Source organism: Halomonas campaniensis, from assembly GCF_002211105.1.
Taxonomy (GTDB): Bacteria; Pseudomonadota; Gammaproteobacteria; order Pseudomonadales; family Halomonadaceae; genus Vreelandella; species Vreelandella campaniensis_A.
The window spans coordinates 162,146-180,007 of sequence record NZ_JPUA01000003.1 but is presented as its reverse complement, the minus strand read 5'-3'; the positions used below and the strand labels follow the sequence as shown (position 1 = coordinate 180,007).

At 57.0% G+C, this 17,862-nt stretch carries 14 protein-coding genes; 3 read left to right on the top strand and 11 right to left on the bottom strand.

The genetic code is table 11. From position 1 onward, the window contains the following. Positions 1 to 42: 42 nt before the first annotated feature. The 7 genes from tldD to JI62_RS01980 all read right to left on the bottom strand — a co-directional run bounded on the left by tldD (position 43) and on the right by JI62_RS01980 (position 9,972). Positions 43 to 1,494: a metalloprotease TldD gene (gene tldD / locus JI62_RS02010; RefSeq protein ID WP_088698559.1), complete on the bottom strand. Its 1,452-nt coding sequence runs from the start codon at positions 1,492 to 1,494 to the stop codon at positions 43 to 45. Continuing rightward, positions 1,491 to 5,345: a YhdP family protein gene (locus JI62_RS02005; RefSeq protein ID WP_088698558.1), complete on the bottom strand. Its 3,855-nt coding sequence runs from the start codon at positions 5,343 to 5,345 to the stop codon at positions 1,491 to 1,493. Before JI62_RS02005 ends, tldD begins: the two co-directional genes overlap by 4 nt. Positions 5,346 to 5,347: 2 nt before the next feature. After that, complete coding sequence (gene rng, locus JI62_RS02000) at positions 5,348 to 6,811, bottom strand: ribonuclease G (protein ID WP_088698557.1); 1,464 nt, start codon at positions 6,809 to 6,811, stop codon at positions 5,348 to 5,350. A 70-nt stretch (positions 6,812 to 6,881) separates the two neighbouring features. Continuing rightward, complete coding sequence (locus JI62_RS01995; protein WP_088698556.1) at positions 6,882 to 7,463, bottom strand: Maf family protein; 582 nt, start codon at positions 7,461 to 7,463, stop codon at positions 6,882 to 6,884. Beyond that, positions 7,460 to 7,948: a rod shape-determining protein MreD gene (gene mreD, locus JI62_RS01990; protein WP_088698555.1), complete on the bottom strand. Its 489-nt coding sequence runs from the start codon at positions 7,946 to 7,948 to the stop codon at positions 7,460 to 7,462. Before mreD ends, JI62_RS01995 begins: the two co-directional genes overlap by 4 nt. Then, a complete protein-coding gene (gene mreC / locus JI62_RS01985; RefSeq protein WP_088698554.1) occupies positions 7,948 to 8,910 on the bottom strand; it encodes a rod shape-determining protein MreC in 963 nt (320 codons plus the stop codon). The genes mreD and mreC overlap by 1 nt, the downstream gene beginning before the upstream one ends. Positions 8,911 to 8,934: 24 nt before the next feature. Beyond that, positions 8,935 to 9,972 carry a rod shape-determining protein gene (locus tag JI62_RS01980; protein WP_007114671.1) on the bottom strand — a complete coding sequence of 346 codons (1,038 nt, stop codon included), beginning with the start codon at positions 9,970 to 9,972 and terminating at the stop codon, positions 8,935 to 8,937. Positions 9,973 to 10,201: 229 nt separating this feature from the next. On the opposite strand from JI62_RS01980, the gene gatC reads away from it, so the two are divergent. The 3 genes from gatC (at position 10,202) to gatB (ending at position 13,500) form a co-directional block, all read left to right on the top strand. Next, a complete protein-coding gene (gene gatC / locus JI62_RS01975; protein WP_022523948.1) occupies positions 10,202 to 10,489 on the top strand; it encodes an Asp-tRNA(Asn)/Glu-tRNA(Gln) amidotransferase subunit GatC in 288 nt (95 codons plus the stop codon). A 96-nt stretch (positions 10,490 to 10,585) separates the two neighbouring features. Beyond that, the gene (gene gatA, locus JI62_RS01970) at positions 10,586 to 12,046 is read left to right on the top strand and encodes an Asp-tRNA(Asn)/Glu-tRNA(Gln) amidotransferase subunit GatA (RefSeq protein WP_088698553.1); all 1,461 of its coding nucleotides are present in this window, start codon (positions 10,586 to 10,588) and stop codon (positions 12,044 to 12,046) included. Next, on the top strand, positions 12,046 to 13,500 hold the full coding sequence (gatB, locus tag JI62_RS01965; protein WP_088698552.1) for an Asp-tRNA(Asn)/Glu-tRNA(Gln) amidotransferase subunit GatB: 1,455 nt from the start codon (positions 12,046 to 12,048) through the stop codon (positions 13,498 to 13,500). The genes gatA and gatB overlap by 1 nt, the downstream gene beginning before the upstream one ends. 164 nt (positions 13,501 to 13,664) lie before the next feature. Here the strand turns inward: gatB and sixA are convergent, their stop codons facing one another. The 4 genes from sixA to JI62_RS01945 all read right to left on the bottom strand — a co-directional run bounded on the left by sixA (position 13,665) and on the right by JI62_RS01945 (position 17,766). Then, complete coding sequence (gene sixA / locus JI62_RS01960; protein WP_088698551.1) at positions 13,665 to 14,144, bottom strand: phosphohistidine phosphatase SixA; 480 nt, start codon at positions 14,142 to 14,144, stop codon at positions 13,665 to 13,667. Further along, positions 14,137 to 15,240: an NAD(P)H-dependent glycerol-3-phosphate dehydrogenase gene (locus tag JI62_RS01955; protein ID WP_088698655.1), complete on the bottom strand. Its 1,104-nt coding sequence runs from the start codon at positions 15,238 to 15,240 to the stop codon at positions 14,137 to 14,139. The genes sixA and JI62_RS01955 overlap by 8 nt, the downstream gene beginning before the upstream one ends. A gap of 110 nt (positions 15,241 to 15,350) precedes the next feature. Further along, complete coding sequence (gene htpG / locus JI62_RS01950) at positions 15,351 to 17,285, bottom strand: molecular chaperone HtpG (RefSeq protein WP_088698550.1); 1,935 nt, start codon at positions 17,283 to 17,285, stop codon at positions 15,351 to 15,353. Positions 17,286 to 17,433: 148 nt separating this feature from the next. After that, the gene (locus tag JI62_RS01945) at positions 17,434 to 17,766 is read right to left on the bottom strand and encodes a YkvA family protein (RefSeq protein WP_088698549.1); all 333 of its coding nucleotides are present in this window, start codon (positions 17,764 to 17,766) and stop codon (positions 17,434 to 17,436) included. Between the last annotated feature and the right edge of the window lie 96 nt (positions 17,767 to 17,862).

Here is a 17,862-nt window from a genome sequence, read left to right as displayed (position 1 = left end):
TTTAAAAACAGCATCTTAAAAGCGGCTCTTTAAGACCGCCCTTCAAGACTGTGTGCCGCCGACGGTCAGCTCATCCAATTTCAGGGTGGGCTGGCCGACACCCACTGGCACGCCCTGCCCCTCTTTACCACACACACCGATGCCGGTATCCAGCGCCATGTCGTGGCCAATCATGGAGACACGCTGCATCGCTTCCGGCCCGTTACCAATCAAGGTGGCCCCTTTCACCGGCGCCGTCACCTTACCATCTTCAATCAGGTAGGCTTCGCTGGCGGAGAAGACAAATTTGCCTGAGGTAATATCCACCTGCCCGCCACCAAAGCTCACCGCGTAAATACCGCGCTTAACGCTTTTAATAATATCGCTAGGCTGATCCTGACCCGCTAGCATGACGGTATTGGTCATACGCGGCATGGGTAAGTGCGCAAAAGATTCACGCCGCGCGTTGCCTGTGGGCGCCATACCCATTAGCCGGGCATTGAGCTTGTCCTGCATATAGCCGGTCAAAATGCCGTCTTCGATAAGCGGCGTGTATTGCCCTGGAGTGCCCTCGTCATCCACGCTCATGGAGCCACGACAATCCGCCAGCGTTGCATCATCGACAATGGTCACGCCTTTAGCGGCAACACGCTGGCCCATCTTGCCAGCAAACGCGGAACTGCCCTTACGGTTGAAATCTCCTTCCAGACCGTGGCCGACGGCCTCATGGAGCAGAATCCCCGGCCACCCCGACGCCAGCACCACGGGCATTTGCCCCGCAGGTGCATCGACGGCTTCCAGGTTGACCAGCGCCTGGCGCACCGCCTCTTTAGCGTACTGCTCGGCAACTTGGTCATCGCGCAGTTTAGCCATGGAGTAACGGCCGCCGCCGCCCGCACTGCCCCGCTCACGTCGGCCATTCTTTACCGCGATAACGCTGACATTAAAGCGCACCAGCGGGCGAATATCCGCCGCCAAGGTGCCATCGCTGGCCCGCACCAGCACCACCTCGTAGGTACCTGATAGGGAAGCACTCACTTGACTGATGCTCGGGTCTGCAGCACGAGCGACTTTGTCAGCCTGTTTTAACATGGCGACTTTGTCTTCGGCGCTTAGCCCGGCCAGAGGGTCGATTCCCTCATAGCGCGACATGGCGGAAACCGGGCGAACCAATTGCCCAGGCAGACGTTGGCCGCTGCGGACGATGCCCGCCGCCGTGCGGCCGGTGTCCATTAGCGCATCGGCGGTAATCTGGTTGGAGTAGGCAAAGCCGGTTTTTTCACCTGCCAGTGAGCGCACGCCGACGCCACCGTCAATACTGTAGCTGGCCTCTTTTACCTCGCCATCTTCCAGTACCCAGCCCTCTTGCCAGGTACGCTGAAAATAGAGGTCTGCATAGTCAATGCCCGCGCCCATGGCGTAGCCCAGCCCCGTTTCCAAGGCCTCTAAATCGAGACCTCCAGGGGTCAAAAGAATGGCGGCAGCCGTATCTACATCACTTTTATATGCGGTCATTGGGGGCCTTCTAAAGTAACCTGCGGCGAAGTCCAAGGGCCTCGCACGCGATAATGGAGTGTCGTGGCACGATCCAGTGCGTCGCCAAACAGCTGGTCGGCAAGAAACAGTGCGCCGCCCACGATGGGCGCGCCAACGGCAATCGCCGCAATCGGCAAACTTTGTGTTACTGGTAGTGTGACGCCAAGCCGCTGGTCGAGTTCACGGGTCACCAGATTGGCACTGCCGGTAAGCGTTAGGGTGGTGGCCGGCGCATCAATTTGCAATGGCCCGCGTAGCGTCAGCAGCCCACCGGTGACATCGGCGGTACCCTTCACACGATCAAATGCGGTTCCCTGACCGGTAACGTCGGAAAAATCCAAGCGCAGGCGACGTAAAATATTATCGAAATTGAGCAAGCCAATTAACCGCGCAGGGGCCGATTCCAGAGTGACAAAGCTGCCATCACGAATGTCGGTACTGATAGTGCCATCTGAGCGGCTTAACTCCAATTGCCAAGGCGCCCCCGGCCAGTCCAGCGAAGCAGCCACATCGGTACTACGGCTGCGCATAGCTACCGGCTGGTCAAGACGCTCAAGAGCGGTGCCGATATCCCCGCCCTGAATCGTAATGTCCGCGCGGGTATGGCTGGAGACGGCATCCCCCTCCCAGTGCAGCTCGCCGCGTGCGGAGAGCTGGCCCAGGGTTAACCCAACGGGGGTAAGCGAAAAACGCTCACCGTCGGTTTCCCAGTAGGCGGTCAAGGGGCCAAAACGACGCGGCCCCATGGCAATTTCGGCTAAACGCAATCGCCCATTGGGCACATCGGCTAGCCAGCCAGGAATGGCCACCGGCTCCTTAAGCTGCGTTTCGACCGATCCCATCCAGGAGTCTGGCGTCGGTGCATCGCTGTCATGCTCGACATTGGCTAGTGCCAGCAAGCGATCAAGCGCCAGCGCTTCAATGGCCACATCTAACGGTTGCGGCGATTGAGCATTGTAGTTTAAGCGTCCAGTAACCAGGTTACCGCTTAGGCCCAAATCCACCCGACCATCGTTCATATTGCCCGAGGCGTTAAGACTGCCTAAACACTCCCTTTGGTAAATCACACAGGGGGTGGCTAGCGAGACCGTCAACGGCATTTGCGTGCCTTCGCCAGACGTGCTGAGTGTCCCGCCTGCCATTAGCGGTGCAATCGCCTGCTGCCACACTAGAGGGTCAATTCGAGGTACGGCAGCGTCGAGACTAACCCCAGGCTGAGAGGGCCAGTCGGGCAGGCGCTCCGCCCGGCTGCCTAAATTTAACGTCCCGGCAAGCAAGCCGTTAAGCTGTTGCAGTCGTGCAGAAGCAATATCAGCGAGGCGGCTTTCGAGACGTTTTGTGTCCATATCGGCGGTTAATGTCCAGGGCCAGGCCTGCTGTGGTGTTTTTGCAAAGGGTTCGGGTAGATGGCTGGTGACACCGACTAAACGACTCTCCAAGCGCAGAGTGGGCGTTGGCGTTAGGACGACGCTGCCCTGCCACTCTAACGGCCCTTCTAGCGGCATACGCCCTTGATTACCCAACCCCGCAAGTCCAAAAAGCGCCTCGGTGGCGACACTTCCCTGCAGCTGTATGCCGTTGCGTTGAGTATCAATATCAGCGTTGATAGAGCCACCAAGCAACTGCCCACGAGCCTCTCCGACGAGACCTGAACTTTCCCCATCTTGGAGCCAGGCAAGATCCCCCTCAACCGATTGAAGACGTAGATCGAGCGGTTGATACACCACTTCCGGAAAGCGTGGCTGAGCATTAATTTCCAGCTGAAGCGCCTCCGGGTTTGCTAACGGCAACGACAGCGCAATATCGCCGTTAACGCCACCTGTTACGCGCAGATCGCTTAGTTGGGAAAGGTCAATTTCGGGCATTGCCTGTAAAAACGATATTAGCGCTGGGCCATCCGATTGTAATTGCCCCGAAATATTGAGCGTCTCATCCTCCATCACTACCTCACCCTTAGAAGCAGTGACGCCGTGGCTCTGCGCGTTATCAATTTCAGCTTCTAACACCCTGTTTTGCCACTTAAGACGCCCCTCTACATCGTCAAGGCGCGGCCAACCTGGGGCAATCGGTAAATGCCCTTGGCTAACGGCCAGCGCGAGCGTCGCAGTAAAGTCCTCGGCGGTGACGCTATCGCCTAGCGGCTGGCTTAACTGCAGCGAGCCTTTGCTGACATAGCCGCCAATATCATTGAGCAGCCACTCGCGAAGCTCGTCATCCATGACACTTAGCGGCAGCCACTGGGCCAGCGGGCGCTCAACAGCATCCACGTCACTGAAGTCCAGCTCTAAGCCAAAATGCCCGCGCTGATTAGCGGTCACTACTAAACCAAAACCACCGGCAATCTGTGCACCGTCCCAATCGACGCTTAACCGCTTACCGCTCACCATGGTGTTGGGGCCGTCGTATACCCACTCTACTTCCCCTTCAGCGCGCCGCAGCTGCATGGGGGCAGCAAAAAACTCAGGAAAATAGAGGGTACTGTCACCATTACTGCTAAACAGCACGCGACCGCGAAAATCCCGCGCCTGCACCCAGGCATCCAGCGGGCCGCCACCAGGCGCCTGCTGCCAAGGCGAAACTTCCACGCCGGTTAGCGCCGCGTCCACCCCCCAGTGACCATCCTGCTGTCCGACATGCAACCCCTCGACTTGCCCCCGGGGGGCGAGGGTTTGCAATACCCGCGTAACGGACTCAGGTAGCAACACATAGTCGCGCCAAGCGGTCAGCGAGGCGAGCTCAAAGGCACTGGTGCGAACTTCCCACTCTCCTGGCTGGTGCGTAGCGTGCCAGTGGCGCGGCAAGGCTGGCCCAACGCTGCCACCGGGGGGCTGGGCCCACTCCACGCTATCCGCATCGCCGCTTAACCACGCCTCGCCCCCATCACCATCCCGCTGCCACAGGCCATTGGCTTCAATATCCCTTAATACCGCGTACTGGACATTATGACGGAGCGTCAATTGTGGAACGTCGACCGCAACCCGGGCTTCTTCGAGACGTCCGGCACTCCAGCGTCCCCACAGCCGAGCACTGCCGCCGGCCTGCTCCAAATAGGCCGCGTGATCAGGTCGGAACATATCTGCCAGAACGACTAACTGATCAAGCTGAATATCCAGTTGTAGCGCAGCCGAAAAGTCGCTAAAGCCACGTTTTCCAGGCTGCATTTCAACTTTCATTTCAGCCGCCGGCAGCGCCACTTCGCGCGCCTGCTGTAACGATTGAGCAATATTGATAGCACCTTCCAATCGTGTACGCCGCTCATCACCAGTCAATAACAGTGTTTGGGCATGCAGCAGGACGGTATCCTGCTTGCCATGCAGCACCACGCGCGTGTCTTCCACCCACAGGCGTTGGCGCAAAATCAACCCCGCCCAGTCATCGATGGTCGCCAGATCTACTTCAGGATCTGGCGCCATCAAGAGCGGTAGCTCAGCGGGCTTTGGCCACTGCCAAGCCGCTCCAGTGCCTTGATAGAGATGAAACTCGGTACCGCTAATGCGGGCATCGCTAAAAATGGGCGCCATATTGACAAGCGAAGCCCAGGTATCCAAACGCAGTCCCGCATGCTCAAGGGAAAACAGTGCCTGGCCCTCTGGGGTTTCCGCGTTTACGCCGTCAAGACGCAGCAACAGGTCATTCCGAGCAAGAGAAAGCGAGAGATGCTCAATAGTGACCGGTACGCCAATACGCGCTTCAATCAGCGCTTCAATACGGGGGGTAAGGGCATCGGACTGGCTAATCACCAAGCGCAGCAGCAACAGCAGTACAGCAGCGCTGCCTAGTAACCAGGCGACGATTAGCAAACTCCAACGCACCAGCGAACGAGTAGGCATGGTTACATCAGCACAATATCGTACTGCTCTTGGGAGTAGTGCTGCTCAACCTGAAAGCGGATGGTTTTATTGATAAATGTCTCCAGGTCGGCCACCGCCGCTGACTCTTCATCTAGTAAGCGATCAACAACGGGCTGCGATGCCAGCACCATATAGGTTTCAGCACTGTAGGCACGCTCTTCGCGCAGAATCTCACGGAAAATTTCGTAGCAGACGGTTTCAGGCGTTTTAAGCGTACCCCGGCCACTGCAGGTGGGACACGCTTCGCAGAGCGTCTGCTCCAGGCTTTCCCGGGTGCGTTTACGGGTAAGCTGAACAAGGCCAAGCTCGGTGACACCGGTACACTTGGTTTTGGCATGATCGCGCTCTAACGCTTTCTCGAGTACCCGTAACACCTGCCGCTGATGCTCAACATCAACCATATCGATAAAGTCGATAATGATAATGCCGCCCAGGTTGCGCAGACGAAGTTGACGGGCAATCGCCGTGGCGGCCTCAAGGTTGGTTTTGAAAATGGTCTCTTCAAGGTTGCGATGGCCGACATAACCACCGGTATTGACATCAATGGTTGTCATTGCCTCGGTGGGATCAATCACCAGATAGCCACCGGATTTCAACTGCACCTTGCGCCCTAATGCTTTCTGGATCTCGTCCTCGACACTGTAAAGATCAAAGATGGGTCGCTCGCCGGGGTAGTACTCAATCCGTTCAACGGCATCGGGCATAAACTCTTCGGCGAACTCGACCAGCTTGACGAAATTTTCCCGTGAATCGATACGCACTTTTTCGATATCGTCACGCATTACATCGCGTAACGTGCGCATAAACAGCGGTAAATCATCATAAATGACGCTTTGTGGTGTCGCAGTTACCTTACGTTCGCTGACCTTGCGCCACAGTCGCAGCAGAAAGTGCATATCGCCTTTTAGCTCTTCGTCACCGACGCCTTCCGCGGCAGTACGAACAATAAAGCCTCCCGTCACTTCCAGCGTCTGTTCCGCCACGCTGCTATCCAGCAGGGCTTTTAAGCGCTCGCGTTCGCGCTCATCTTCGATACGCTGGGAAACGCCATGATGCGGCGAATCCGGCATATACACCAAATAACGCGAAGGGATCGACAGATGGGTGGTTAATCGCGCGCCCTTACTACCAATGGGGTCTTTGGTGGCCTGCACCACGAGTGCCTGCCCCTCATGAAGCAACTGGCCGATGGTCTGCTGCTCATCGAGCGGTGTGCCGGGCGGCATCACTTCGTGGGCATGAATAAACGCCGCCCGTTCCAAGCCAATATCAACAAAGGCAGCCTGCATACCAGGCAGCACGCGAACCACTTTGCCTTTGTAGATATTGCCCACAATGCCACGCCGACGGGAACGCTCGATCAGTGCCTCTTGCAAAACGCCATTTTCCACCAGCGCGACGCGGGTCTCCATTGGCGTTAAATTGATGAGAACTTCACCGCTCATGCAAAATTCCTTGTTGGTTGACGTATTCCTTGCCAGCGATACAGGCGGCGACGCCCTCTATTCAAGGGAATTAAACGCGCCGCCAGATAGGCACTCCCTGTCGGCATAGCAAGTGCGTCGTTTCAAACAGCGGTAGCCCTACCACTGCCGAGTGACTGCCTTGAATCTGTTTTACAAATATGGCCGCTAATCCCTGTATTGCGTAGCCGCCAGCTTTATCAGCCGGCTCGCCGGTGCGCCAGTAGGCTGTGATTTCATCTGCGCTTATTTCACGCATGGTCACCTGGGTGGCCACACAGCTGGAGAGCATCCCCGCTGGCCCACTCACTGCGACGGCGGTAAGCACCTCATGAGTCCGCCCTGAAAGCAGTCGCAGCATCTCGGCGCCCTCATCAAAATCCGCCGGCTTACCTAGAATACGCCCATCGACCACTACAGCGGTATCCGAACCTAGCGTAGGCAGACCGGTTAAGGGGGCAGCCGCCTCAGCTTTGGCAACCGCCAAGCGCTGCACATAGGCGTGGGGCGTCTCACCGACCAGCGGTGTTTCGTCGATATCACAAGGGTGAACCGTCACCGGCACACCAATGGATGCGAGCAAGTCCCGACGACGGGGAGACGCAGACGCCAAGCACAAAACAGGCGCGCTCATGAGGCGGCCAACCGACGTTCTAAGGCTTGAAACATCGTCGCCAGCCACGGCCATAGCAACGCACTGATCAGCGCAGGTATCAAAAAGGCTAAATGAATCGAAAAGTCACCCACGATAGTGCGCAGCCACTGGGCGACCAGCTGCATTAACCCCAGCAGTACCAGCACCAGTGCCGACTGCTGTACCAGCGAATAGGCCCGAAAGCGGGGATACACCAGGGCACAGAGAAATGCCAACAGAGCGTAGATAAGCGCATGCTGACCCAGCGCAGTGCCTTCAATCAAATCCATTAAAATGCCCAGCACAAAGCCATGAAAAACGCCGACTCTGTCGGGAGTACGCATGCACCAGTAGATCAACATAAGCCCCAACCACTCAGGGCGGTATACCTGCCAACCATCGGCTAGCGGCATCACTTGTAAACATAACGCCAGAAGCAGGCTAAACCAAATAACCACTAGCGGAACAATAGGTGCACGCGGCATCAGGGCACCTCTTGGGATGATGTAGGTTGTTCAGGCAATGCACGGCTTAAGTTAGTGGAGAGCTGAAGCGAAGAGCTTAAAGCCTCTGATGAGATATCCAGCGTTTCATCCCAGGCGTGTTCATCCACTTCTGCTCGCGGAGGCGGAAAAAGGAGTAAGAAGTGACGCGAGCGCTGTAGTTGAGCCATGGGTTCAGCCGTCACGCGCGCAAAAGGCTGGCCAGGATCGTGATAGACCTCGGTAACACGTGCCACTGGATAACCCGGTGGAAAGCGTCCCGCCAAGCCTGATGTGGTCAATAAATCGCCTTCACGGATATCCGCCGTATCCGGCACGTACATCACGTTAACACTGCTGTAACGCCCCGTCCCTTGGACGATAAAGCGCAGCCCATTGCGATTCAACTGAACCGGTAAAGCATGACTGGCATCGGCTAACAGCAATACCCGGCTGGAGTAGGCAGAAACCGCGGTAATTTGCCCCACCAAACCCGAGGCATCGATCACCGGCTGCCCCACGTAGGCGCCGTTACGATGGCCACGATTAACCACCATTTGGTGACTAAAGGGGTCATTATCCAGCGATATCAGCTCAGCCGTGATATAGGGAATATCACGCCGCTTTGCTGCTCTCAGCAATTCACGCAGCTCACTGTTTTCCGCGGTCAGATTTGCCAACCGCTGACCACGATGAGAAAGGGTAAGAATCTGCTCTCGCAGGCGACGGTTTTCATCCACCAAGGCCTGTTGATCGGAGAGCGCAAGTGACCCCCAATTCAACAGGTCGCTAGGCACACTAACAACCCATTGAATTGGGGCAACGACCATCGACATTTGCGCACGCACTTGCTCCATGCGGGTAAAATGCAGGTCGACAAACATCAATGCACTGGCGGCCAGGACGCAAAAAAACAGCCGGTAGCCCGGCAGTGGCCCGTGCGAAAACAGCGGTTTAATAGGCAATCCCCCCGCAATTAACCGCTGCGATTAGTCGCTCGACAGCAACTCAAAGGTATGCTGATCAATCATCTCCAGCGCTTTACCACCGCCGCGAGCAACGCAGGTCAACGGGTCTTCGGCAACGATCACCGGCAGCCCTGTCTCTTCAGCGATCAGCTTGTCCAGGTCGCGTAACAGCGCCCCACCGCCCGTCAATACCAAGCCACGCTCGGCAATATCTGAGGCCAATTCCGGCGGCGACTGCTCAAGGGCGCTTTTGATCGCGGCCACGATAGATCCCAGCGTTTCTTGCAACGCTTCCAGGGTTTCGTGGGAGTTGAGCGTAAAACTGCGTGGGATGCCTTCGGCTAGATTACGGCCGCGCACATCAATTTCACGCAGCTCACCACCAGGATAGGCACAGCCAATCTCTTCTTTGATGCGCTCGGCGGTGGCTTCACCAATCAGGCTGCCGTAATGACGACGCACGTAAGCGGTGATCGCCTCATCAAAACGGTCGCCACCCACCCGAATAGACTCGGAGTAGACCACGCCATTGAGTGAGATAATCGCGATTTCAGTGGTACCACCACCAATATCCACCACCATCGACCCCTGCGCTTCATCGACCGGAAGGCCTGCGCCAATCGCCGCCGCCATGGGTTCTTCAATCAAGAACACCTCGCGGGCACCGGCACCTTCTGCTGACTCACGAATCGCCCGGCGCTCTACTTGCGTTGACATGCAAGGAACGCACACCAGCACACGCGGGCTGGGGGTTAAGAAGGTGCTTTGGTGGACTTTACGAATAAAGTGCTGAAGCATCTGTTCGGTGACGGTGAAGTCGGCAATAACGCCATCTTTCATCGGCCGAATCGCGGTAATATTACCGGGCGTACGCCCCAGCATTCGCTTGGCATCAGTACCAACTGCGGCAACGCTGCGCATATTGCCAGACTGGCGGATAGCAACCACGGACGGCTCATCGAGCACGATACCGCGACCGCGAACATAAATCAGTGTGTTGGCCGTACCCAAGTCGATCGATAGATCGCTGGAAAACAGCCCCCTCAAACGTTTAAACATGGATGTTGTTACCTAGTGCAGACCGGGAACCCTGTGCGGATGCAAACGGTATCACTGCAACCCCTTGGCAGCAAGCACGAGTCGCGCCTAACACTGCCCGTTGGGGCCAAAATGTGGTACCTTTTGCGGCTATTTTCCACGTCTGCGGCACAAGACGTTTTTTTGATATCGGTATGTATACCGCTGAAAGCGGATTATGTTCCATCACGTTAACGAGGAATTCTCGATCATGGCGCTTGAAGAATCTCATGTGCGCCGGGCTGCTCACTTGGCCCGACTCGCCGTCAGCGATGACCAAGCCAGCGGCTTTGTAGACGACCTAAGCCGGATTCTGGACATGGTCGACCAGCTACAAAGCCTCGATACGGAAGGCGTGACGCCGCTCGCCCACCCGCTGGATGCGACCCAGCGACTGCGCGCCGATGAAGTAACGGAAACCAACCAGCGCGACACGTTTCAGCGCTGTGCTCCGGCAGTGGAAAATGGCCTGTATCTCGTGCCCCGCGTCGTTGAATAAACGCATTGAGTAGCACGCTGCGTAACGGCGCAGGCACCTTTAATCAAGCCACCACTATTGCCATTTTTTTTCTCCCCTGAACGGAGCTTCTGGGTCATGTATGAGAAAACCTTAACGCAACTCGCCGCCGCGCTAAAAAGCGGTGAGTTTTCAAGCCGCGAGCTGACCGCTCACTATTTACAGCGCATTGAAAAGGCTGACGGCCAGCTGAATAGTTTTATCAGCGTGACCGCGGAGCAGGCGCTGCAGCAGGCGGAAATCGCCGATAAAGCGCGAGCGGCGGGCAACGCCGGGCGGCTGGCGGGAATCCCCTTGGCACTCAAAGATATTTTTTGTACCCAGGGTGTAAAAACCAGCTGCGGCTCGAAAATGCTGGATAATTTTATCGCCCCCTACAGCGCCACCGTAGTGGAAAAACTTAACGCGGCGGGCACCATCAGCCTGGGCAAAACCAATATGGATGAGTTCGCCATGGGCTCCTCCAACGAAAACAGCTACTACGGCCCGGTCAAAAACCCCTGGGATCTCACTGCAGTACCCGGCGGCAGTTCTGGCGGCAGTGCAGCAGCGGTCGCGGCGGGTCTGGTGCCCGCCGCCATGGGTACCGATACCGGTGGCTCGATTCGCCAACCCGCGGCGTTTTGCGGGATTACCGGCTTGAAGCCCACCTATGGCCGCGTGTCGCGCTTTGGCATCATTGCCTACGCCTCAAGCCTTGATCAGGCCGGCCCCATGGCACGCAGTGCCGAAGATTGCGCCCATCTGCTGGGTGTCATCGCTGGCCATGACGGCCGCGATTCCACCAGCGTTGCCCGTGGCGTCCCCGATTACGTGGAGGGCCTGAATGCGCCCCTCTCGGGCCTCAAGATCGGCCTGCCCAAAGAGTATTTTGGCGATGGCTTGGATCCAGAGGTCGAGAAAGCCGTCCGCGAAGCGGTAAAGGTTTACGAATCTTTGGGCGCCACGGTACGCGAAGTTAGCCTGCCGCATACCCACTATGCGATTCCGGCCTACTACGTCATCGCCCCTGCCGAGGCCTCATCGAACCTGTCCCGCTACGACGGCGTGCGTTTCGGTTATCGCTGTGACAATCCCAGCGATCTGATTGACCTGTATACCCGCTCCCGTGCAGAGGGCTTTGGCGAAGAGGTGAAGCGACGCATCCTGATCGGCACCCACACGCTCTCTGAAGGCTTCTTTGACGCCTACTACACCAAGGCTCAACAAGTGCGCCGACTGATCCGTCAGGACTTCCTGGACGCCTTTGAAGACGTCGATGTGCTGATGGGCCCCGCCTCACCCACCCCGGCCTTTGACCTGGGCGCCAAAAAAGACCCGGTGTCGATGTACCTGCAGGATATCTACACCATCGCAGTGAACCTGGCGGGCATTCCCGGCATCAGCGTACCAGCAGGGTTTGCCGGTGGCCGCCCCGTCGGCCTGCAGATTCTGGGCACCCACTTTGCCGAAGCGCAGCTGCTTAACGTCGCCCACCAGTTTCAGCAAGCGACTGACTGGCACTTACAACGTCCTGCCTTTGCCGAGGAGTACGCCTAATGCAATGGGAAACCGTGATTGGGCTTGAAGTCCACGTTCAGCTCGCAACACGTTCAAAAATATTCTCCGGCGCCTCGACGGCGTTTGGCGCGGAGCCCAACACCCAGGCCTGCGCGGTGGATTTAGGCCTACCCGGCGTGCTGCCAGTGCTCAATGAGCAGGCCGTGGCCATGGCCGTGCAGTTTGGCCTAGCAGTGCATGCGGACATCGCCGAAGTTTCGGTGTTTGACCGTAAAAATTACTTCTACCCTGACTTGCCCAAGGGTTACCAAACCAGCCAGATGTACCACCCCATCGTCGGCCCTGGCGAGGTTGAAATTACCCTGGAAGATGCCAGCACCAAGCGTATCCGCATTCATCATGCCCACCTGGAAGAGGATGCCGGCAAGTCACTGCATGAAGATTTTCATGGCATGACCGGTATCGACCTAAACCGGGCGGGCACGCCGCTACTGGAGATCGTCTCCGAGCCGGATATGCGCAGTGCCAAAGAGGCCGCGGCGTATCTCAAGGCAATTCACTCCATCGTGACTTACCTGGGCATTTCCGACGGCAATATGGCGGAAGGCTCGATGCGTTGCGACGTGAACGTCTCGGTACGCCCCAAAGGCCAGGAAGCTTTTGGCACCCGTGCAGAGATTAAAAACGTTAACTCCTTCCGCTTTGTCGAGCGCGCGATTGCCTTTGAGGTGGAGCGCCAGATTGAGCTGATCGAAGATGGCGGCAGCGTGGTTCAAGAAACCCGCCTATTTGACCCTGACCGCGATGAAACCCGCAGCATGCGCACCAAGGAGGAGGCCAACGACTACCGTTACTTCCCCTGCCCTGACCTGCTGCCGGTGGTGCTTGACCAGGCCTACCTGGATCACCTGCGGGGCCAACTGCCCGAACTGCCGGCGGATAAGCGCGAGCGCTTCCAGAATGAGCTAGGCCTCTCTGCTTACGACGCCAACGTGATCTCTGCCAGTCGCGATATGGCTGAATTCTTTGAAGCGGTGCATAGCGAGTGCGGCGATGCCAAGCAGGCGGCCAACTGGGTACAGGGTGAACTTTCCGGGGCACTTAACCGCGAAAGCCTGAGCATTGCCAATAGCCCAATCTCAGCGCGCCAGCTAGGCGAGCTGATCAGCCGCGTACTGGATGACACCATTAACGGTAAAGCCGCTAAAGAGGTTTTTCAGGCGTTGTGGAATGGTCAGGGTGAAAGCGCTGACGAGGTGATCGACGCGAAAGGCCTCAAGCAGGTAACCGACACCGGCGCTATCGAAGCGATGATCGATCAAGTGATCGCCGACAGCCCTGCCCAGGTCGCCCAGTATCGCGACTCGGAGCCGGAGAAACGCGGCAAGATGATTGGCTACTTTGTGGGTCAGGTGATGAAGGCCTCACGCGGCACCGCCAACCCACAGCAGGTGAACGGCTTGTTAAAAGAGAAGCTCGACGCGCTTTTGTAATACCAAATAGACGGGTGCTATCTCAATTTTTGCTGACGAGATTGGAGCAACCCGTAGCGGGGGTCTTTTGTCAGGGATGACAAAAGTAGCGCCCATGGATGGGTTAACAGCGCCCCCGCGAAGGGTTGTTCCGATCTCACTATGCTCGTTGCGGCACCTAGCTCTTAAAGCTGGCTGGGCTGGGTAAATCGCTTCAGTTGCGCGCAGCCTGCTGCCCACACCTCGGCCTCTAGCTCGGCTATGGCAGCGGTTGGGAAGCCCACCCCCTGGGCTGGACTGCCCTCGACCAATAAACCCGCCAACTCGCCTACCAGCGGCATATGGCTGACCAGTATTATTGGCGCGCCCTCAGGCTGCTCAAGCAACCAGTCGCTTACCGCGCCCGGTGCGTCATCCGGAGTAATAAAATCCAGCGTTTCAAGCAACGCTCCCAGCGCATCGCAGAGCCTTTGCCCGGTTTGCTGCGCCCGCGCATAGGGGCTGGCATAAATCCTCGGCATACACAGCTCCCCCGATGCCAAACGCTCCGCCAGCCAACGCGCCATTTTTTCGGCTTCCAGCTCGCCGCGGGGCGTCAATCGGCGCGCCTGATCCGGATATCCCGGCGCCGCTTCACCGTGGCGCATAATCAGCACATCAGGCATTACTGCCTCCACTGTTCTTGGAAGGAGCTTGATCCCGATGGGCCTGCTGTACGGCTTCACGGGGCAGAATAAACTCTACATCGCTACTCTGTTCGCCCATCATCAGGGTACGCGCCATCTCCTGCGCCGGCACGCCGTCAAACAACACATGGTTGAGGCCTTCCGCCAGCGGCATATAAACGCCCATTTCACTCGCTTTAGCGCATACCAGCTTAACGGTGTTTACCCCTTCCGCGACCTGGCCAAGGGCATCGACAGCCTCTTCCAGCGTTCGCCCCTCGCCCATGGCGTAGCCAACCCGGTAATTGCGCGATAGGTTAGACGAGCAGGTAACGATCAAATCCCCCACCCCCGCCAGCCCTAAAAAGGTCATCGGGTTAGCCCCCTGGGCAACGGCGAAGCGGCTCATTTCCGCCAAGGCGCGGGTCATCAGCATGCTGCGGGTGTTTTCACCCATGCCCAGCGCCGCCGCCATACCGGCGGCAATCGCATAAATATTTTTCAGCGCACCGCCCAGCTCAACGCCATGCCGGTCATCGCTGGCGTAGACTCGAAAATAACGGCAGCCCAATACTTGCTGTACGCGGGTGCGAGTTAGCGGGTCTGCGCTTGCAATCACCGTCGCGGTTAACTGCTTATCGGCAATTTCAGAGGCTAAATTGGGGCCGGCAATCACGCCAATATGGCTAAAACCTGTTTCCTGCTCAAGCACTTGGCTCATGAGCAGAAAGCCCTCCTGCTCGATCCCCTTGGTAGTACTCACCAATATCTGCTCTGGTCGTAGCCACGCTTTTGCCGCCTGCACCACGCTGCGAAAGGCTTTTGAGGGAATGGCAATCAACACCAGCTCGGCATCCGCCAGCACGGCTTTAAGGTCGGTCGAGGCTTCTACTGCCGGATTCATTGCGTAGTGTGGCAGATAACGCCCATTGCGATGCTCTTGATTAATTTGCGTGACCAACGCCTCATCGCGCATCCATTGACGAACCCGGGCGCCGTTATCGGCGGCAATGCTCGCCAGCGCCGTACCAAAACTACCGCCCCCCAGTACCGCTACACGGGCGGGCACTGCACCATTGGTTTGCTGCTCAGCCATCATAATAGTGTCCCAATAAGTCTTGCAGAACGTATTACCCTACTCTATCAAAACAGACGGCCCGCTGGGGTTAACCAAGCGGGCCGTCGTCGTTAGCGCAGCGTAGATTATTAGGCCGTCAGAACGCTATTCAGACGCTTCACGTAGGCGGCGGGGTCATCCAAGTGGCCACCTTCGGCGATAATTGCCTGATCCAGCAGTATATGCGCTAACTGGCCAAACAGGTCACCTTCAGCGCTCTCCAGGCGAGCCACCAACGCATGATCTGGATTTAGCTCCAGAATCGGTTTTACTTCGGGCAGAGGCTGACCGGCCGCTTCCATGATACGACGCATCTGGTAGCCCATCTCATGCTCAGGCAGCACGACGCAGGCAGGCGAATCAGTCAGACGGTGGGTGATTTTCACCTCCTGCACACCATCGCTTAGCGCTTCTTTAACACGCTTCACCAGATCCTCTTTGGCTTTAGCGGTCTCTTCCTGCGCTTTCTTCTCTGCTTCGTCTTCCACATCGCCAAGGTCAAGCTCGCCCTTGGCCACATCGGCAAAGGTTTTGCCATCGAACTCAGTGAGATGGCTCATCAGCCACTCATCGATACGGTCAGACAGCAGCAGGACTTCGATGCCTTTTTTGCGGAAGATCTCCAGGTGCGGGCTGTTTTTGGCCGCATTGAAGCTATCCGCCACCACGTAGTAAATCTTCTGCTGCCCCTCTTTCATGCGCTCAACATAGTCTGCCAGCGCATGCTCCTGGGCAGCCGTATCGGTATGGGTAGAGGCAAAGCGCAACAGGCCAGCGATTTTCTCGCGGTTGGAGGGATCTTCACCCGGCCCTTCTTTCAATACGCTACCGAAGGTATTCCAGAAAGTTTGATACTGCTCTTTATCTTTGGTCAGCTTCTTGAGCATATCCAATCCGCGCTTGGTCAGCGCCGATTTGATTTTATCGACCTTGGGATCCTGCTGGAGCAGCTCACGGGAGACGTTTAGCGACAGTTCGCGGGTATCCAGCACGCCCTTAATAAAGCGCAGATAAAGCGGCAGGAACTGTTCAGCGTCATCCATAATAAACACGCGCTGAACGTAGAGCTTAACGCCGCGAGCACCGTCACGCTCAAACAGATCAAAGGGTGCCCGACCCGGCACATAAAGCAGGCTGGTATACTCAAGCTTGCCCTCGACCTTGTTATGGCTCCAGGTCAACGGATCCGAAAAGTCGTGGGCAACGTGCTTGTAGAACGCCTTGTACTCATCGTCGGAAACCTCACTCTTGGGGCGCGACCAGAGCGCCGTCGCCTCGTTAACGGTTTCCCAGGTAGTCACTTCACTACCCTCGACGGGGTTGCCCTCGTCGTCCTTGGCCGTTTCGGTTTTCGGCATGCGCACGGGCACTTCGATATGATCCGAGTACTTGCGCACCAAGCCCTGCAGCCGATAGTCGTCGGCAAACTCTTTGGCGTCCTCTTTCAGGTGCAGCGTGATTTCCGTACCGTGCTGGGCACGCTCGATATCGGCAACGGTAAACTCACCTTCCCCCTTTGAGCGCCACTCAACGCCTTCTGAAGCCTGCGTACCCGCCTTGCGGGTACGCACCGAAATCTCATCGGCGACAATAAAGCCAGAGTAGAAGCCTACGCCGAACTGACCGATCAGTTTGGCGTCTTTCTGCTGCTCGCCGGAGAGCTGCTTGAGAAACTCAGCGGTACCGGAGCGCGCAATGGTGCCCAGGTTGGCGATCACGTCTTCGCGATTCATACCCACACCGTTATCACGCAGGGTGATGGTGTTGGCCTCTTTATCATGCTCGATTTCGATGCGCAGCTCGCTATCACCTTCGTAGAGCGCGTCGTTATCCAGCGCCGCGTAGCGCAGCTTGTCACAGGCATCTGCAGCGTTTGAGATCAGCTCGCGCAGGAATATCTCCCGGTTGGAGTACAGGGAGTGAATCATCAAATTCAGCAGTTGCTTGACTTCCGTTTGAAAGCCTAGCGTCTCTTCGTGGTTAGCTGATTTATCAGCCGCTTGTTCGTGGGTAGCTGTAGTCATGCGCTTATCCCTTGTGGCTCACGTTGGTCAATTGCCCCTGCGCCAGTGGGCAGGGGCATAAAAGTCGTATCGTGAGCCTGATATGGGGTTAAGCCGCGCTTTTTCAAGCAGTCGGGGATGAAGAAACAGCGTTAAGAGAAGAGATCCACTAAGAAGGCGTCATGTCGGGATCGCTATATTTCCAGGCCCGATAGCCTTCCAGGCGCTGGTCGATGCGATTGAGCAGCCAGCCGACAATCAGCACATCGTCAACGACGCCGATAAGCAGCAGAAAATCGGGAATCAGATCAAATGGCATTACCAGATAGCCCAGCGCTAATGCCATCATGCCAAATGCCGACCAGGGAATCGGTCGAAACTCACCACGGATCACATCACGGGTCATGGGAATAAACAGCTTTAACGCGCGCACAATACGTTTTGTCGCCCAAACGCGGGATTTGAGTCGACGCAGCAACCACCAAGTGGATAATGGGGCCATCGAAATTAGATCCTTTGCGTATCTAGGCTGTCAGATCATGACGGCTTATATTCGTTCAGTATAGCGGTTGCACCGCAATCTGCGTGGGCTGCTCCC